This window comes from Pseudomonas sp. P5_A2_2 (genome assembly GCF_054177685.1).
Genome location: NZ_JBGCUL010000486.1, coordinates 1 through 3,421, shown reverse-complemented (window position 1 = coordinate 3,421; position 3,421 = coordinate 1). Strand labels below are relative to the sequence as shown.

The window sequence follows — 3,421 nt, the reverse complement described above, 5'->3', positions numbered from 1 at the left end:
GATTGCACGTCGGCGGCGACCTGGGTCCGGTCGAGCTGGAACAGCGGCTGGCCCTGTTTCACCACCTGACCTTCGCGCACCAGAATCTGACTAACGACGCCGCTGCTCATCGATTGCACTGCCTTGCGCTTGCCCGACACCACCACCGTGCCTTGCACCGCAATGCCCTGATCGAGCGGCGCCAGACTGGCCCAGGCGAAGAAACTGCCAGCGCCGACGATCGCCAGAATCCAGCCCAGCCGGGCAAAGTAACCTGCGTCGCGCTCCGGACGTTCCGCGAGGTAATCGTGTTCCATCGTGGCTTCATTTTGACTGCTCATGTGTGCGTGGCTCATACACCCGAGTTCCTTGTCGTGGGCTGATACTGCCGGCTCATGCTGAGCCCGCCCGGTGTCTGTGCAGCTTTTTCACGTTGCTGTTCCTGGGCGCCGGAAAGTGCCTTGAGTACCTCCTGGCTCGGGCCGAATGCCTGCAAGCGACCGTCATTGAGCACCAGCAGCTTGTCGGCCTGGGCCAGCGCGGATGAGCGATGGGTGACCAGAATCACGCTGGTGCCCTGGGCCTTCATTTGAGCGATCGCACCGGCCAGGGCCGCTTCGCCCACGGTGTCGAGGTTGGAGTTCGGTTCATCCAGCACCACCAGGCTCGGTTGGCCATACAGCGCACGGGCCAGCGCCACGCGTTGTTTCTGCCCACCGGACAAACCACTGCCGTCCTCGCCGAGTACGGTGTCGTAGCCCTGGGGCAAACGCAGGATCAGTTCATGAACGCCGGCCTGCTGCGCGGCTTCAACGACTTTATGTGGATCGGCTTCGCGGAACCGCGCGATGTTTTGCGCGATGCTGCCGCTGAACAATTCGATGTCCTGTGGCAGGTACCCGATGTAGGGACCGAGGTCGTCGCGGTTCCAGCGATGGATATCCGCACCGTCGAGCCGCACCGTACCGCCGAGGGTCGGCCAGACACCGACCAGCACCCGGGCCAATGTCGACTTGCCGGAACCCGAAGCGCCGAGCACGCCCAGCACCTCCCCCGCAGCGAGGCTGAAATTGACCATGTGCAGGGTTGCCGCACGTTGCCCCGGAGGACTTGCGCTGACTTGCTCGAAACTGATCTGGCCCTTCGGCGCCGGCAGCGCCATGGCGTCGTCACTCGGTGGAAACGCTTGCAACAAGACGTCGAGACGGCGGTACGCGAGTTTGGCGCCGCTCCACTGTTTCCACACGGCGATCAACTGATCGATGGGGCTCAGGACGCGGCCCATCAGGATCGAACCTGCGATCATCATCCCGGCAGTCATGTCGCCCTTGATCACCAGCAAGGCGCCAAGACCCAGTACCAGGGATTGCAGGCACAGGCGCAGGGTTTTGCTCAAGGAGCTGATGACGGCACCGGTGTCACTGGCCTGGTTCTGCAGACCGAGGAAACCTGAATGCACCTGGAACCAGCGGTTGCGCAAAACCCCCAGCATGCCCATGGCCTGGATGGTTTCGGCGTTATGCAGGTGACTGGTTGCCAGTTGGCTGGACTTCTGGGAAAAACCCGCCGCTTCGCCCAAGGGCTTTTTGGTCATCGCCTCATTGAGCCAGGCCAGCCCGATCAGCAGCACCGCACCCGCCGTGGCAAAGACCCCGAGCCAGACGTTGAACAGATAGATCACGAACAGGTAGACCGGAAACCAAGGCGCATCGAAGAAGGCAAACAACGCCGGGCCGGTGACAAACTGACGAATGTGCGTCAGGTCGCCCAATGCCTGCCCGGCGTTACCCTCTCCCTTGAACAGATTACGTTCGAAAGCCGCCTGATAGACCCGCAGGTTGAAGCGCCGCTCCAACTGACTGCCAATACGGATGACGATAAAGCTGCGAATAACTTCCAGCAAACCGATGAAGGCAAAGAACCCGACAACCATCAGCGACAACATGGCCAATGTCGTTTCATTTTGCGAAGACAAGACCCGATCATAGACCTGGAGCATGTAAATAGAGGGCACTAACATCAGAATATTGATCAGTGCGGTGAAACTGGCGACGCTAATCAAAATACCCTTGTAATCACCCAGCGCTCGAACTAGAGGTGCAGCAGGAGTGRTCTTCGCCATCTTCATTAATCTTCCTTGAGTTGATTACTCACAGGCACAACCCATTACGCCATTCGTTAAACGAACAGACCCACTTTTTAGATAGGGGCATTGGGCCACCAACTTGACCTGATGCTTTTACTCTGGCGCTCGCTGCAGCGACACATTGAATCCAACAGGCAATGTCAGCTTATAAAACTCACTCTTCTGTCGACTGAAAAATGCTGTTTTCGAACCTTCATGGTTGGTCAACGCAATCCCGTCAGGTTCGGGGAACCAGCCGGTGGGAGCCTGTCCCAGCCAGCGCACCATGCAATCGAGTTGCCCGCCCAGCGTCTGGTCCGGTTTCAATTCAATCAGGCAACCATTCGGCTGTCGGTCCTGCAACAACGCGGACGAGCCTTCCCGGACTTGCCATTTTCCGGCGAGTTCCGACGGGTCCGCTAATTTCAGGCTGTTTGCCATGGTTACATCTCCAAAAAACATCATCAGCGCCGCCGATAGCCACACGCTGGTTTTGCAGGTAAAGACGCTTTGCGTCATGGGACGTTTTACTCCGCACCGTAGCCTTTTTCGCAGCGAGGACAGAAGGCGGCGCATGACGCACCGCCCTCCTTTCTCACGTCACATCACATCACGCCACGATGTCCGAGTACGCCGCCTGGCCCACGGTGCTGACCAGGAAGTCAGCCACGCCATGCCCGGAGAAGTCCACCGACAACAGGCTGTTACCGCCCGAATTGCTCAACACCGCATCGCCTGCCGCACCGGTGAATGCACTGACAAAATGCAGGCCTGCGCCGTTGGTGATGCCGGTCAGGTCGATCTTGTCCAGGCCGCTGACAAAATCGAGGATCTGGTCGACCGCACCGGGTTTCGAGTCGCTGCTGGCCGCGAACACGAAAGTGTCCGAGCCGACGCCGCCCCATAACTTGTCCGCACCACCAGCGCCGTAAAGGATGTCGTTGCCGGCACCGCCCTTCAGCTCGTTGGACACGTTGTTGCCGATCAGCAGGTCGCTGCCCGAACCGCCGATAGCGTTCTCGACAGTGACGCCCTTGGCAATGGAGACGTTACCCACCATGCCACCAACGTCGGAGAACGAGGCTTCATTGAGGTTGATCTTCTGGTTCTGGGTGAAACCGGAGAAATCCAGAGTGTCCTTGCCGCCCGCGTCCCACACCGAGAACACCACTTTATCCGACGATGAAGACGCGCTGAGGAAATCGCGTCCGGCGTTGGAGTTGAAGCCGTAGGTGGTGTCGCCGGTACGGATCGTGGTGTTGGCGCCGTAGAGCTTCTGAATGGCTGCGATATCGTCCGTCAGCGGGCCGGACGAAT

4 protein-coding genes are annotated in these 3,421 nt (G+C 59.3%); all 4 read right to left on the bottom strand.

Annotation, left to right across the window (positions count from 1 at the left end; all coding sequences use genetic code 11):
• Window positions 1-320 (bottom strand): biotin/lipoyl-binding protein (locus tag ACXRVY_RS20915; protein WP_458238142.1); only part of this gene is annotated, 320 nt, incomplete at its 3' end.
• An 11-nt stretch (window positions 321-331) separates the two neighbouring features.
• The gene (locus ACXRVY_RS20910) at window positions 332-2,107 is read right to left on the bottom strand and encodes a type I secretion system permease/ATPase (protein WP_458238141.1); all 1,776 of its coding nucleotides are present in this window, start codon (window positions 2,105-2,107) and stop codon (window positions 332-334) included.
• A gap of 111 nt (window positions 2,108-2,218) precedes the next feature.
• Complete coding sequence (locus ACXRVY_RS20905; protein WP_223457237.1) at window positions 2,219-2,623, bottom strand: AprI/Inh family metalloprotease inhibitor; 405 nt, start codon at window positions 2,621-2,623, stop codon at window positions 2,219-2,221.
• 91 nt (window positions 2,624-2,714) lie between these two features.
• A partial coding sequence (locus ACXRVY_RS20900) for a M10 family metallopeptidase C-terminal domain-containing protein (RefSeq protein ID WP_458238140.1) occupies window positions 2,715-3,421 on the bottom strand: 707 nt, incomplete at its 5' end.

Excerpts from the sequence above, each read along its gene's own strand:
- ACXRVY_RS20905 (WP_223457237.1), bottom strand. The coding sequence starts at position 2,623 with ATGACGCAAAGCGTCTTTACCTGCAAAACCAGCGTGTGGCTATCGGCG.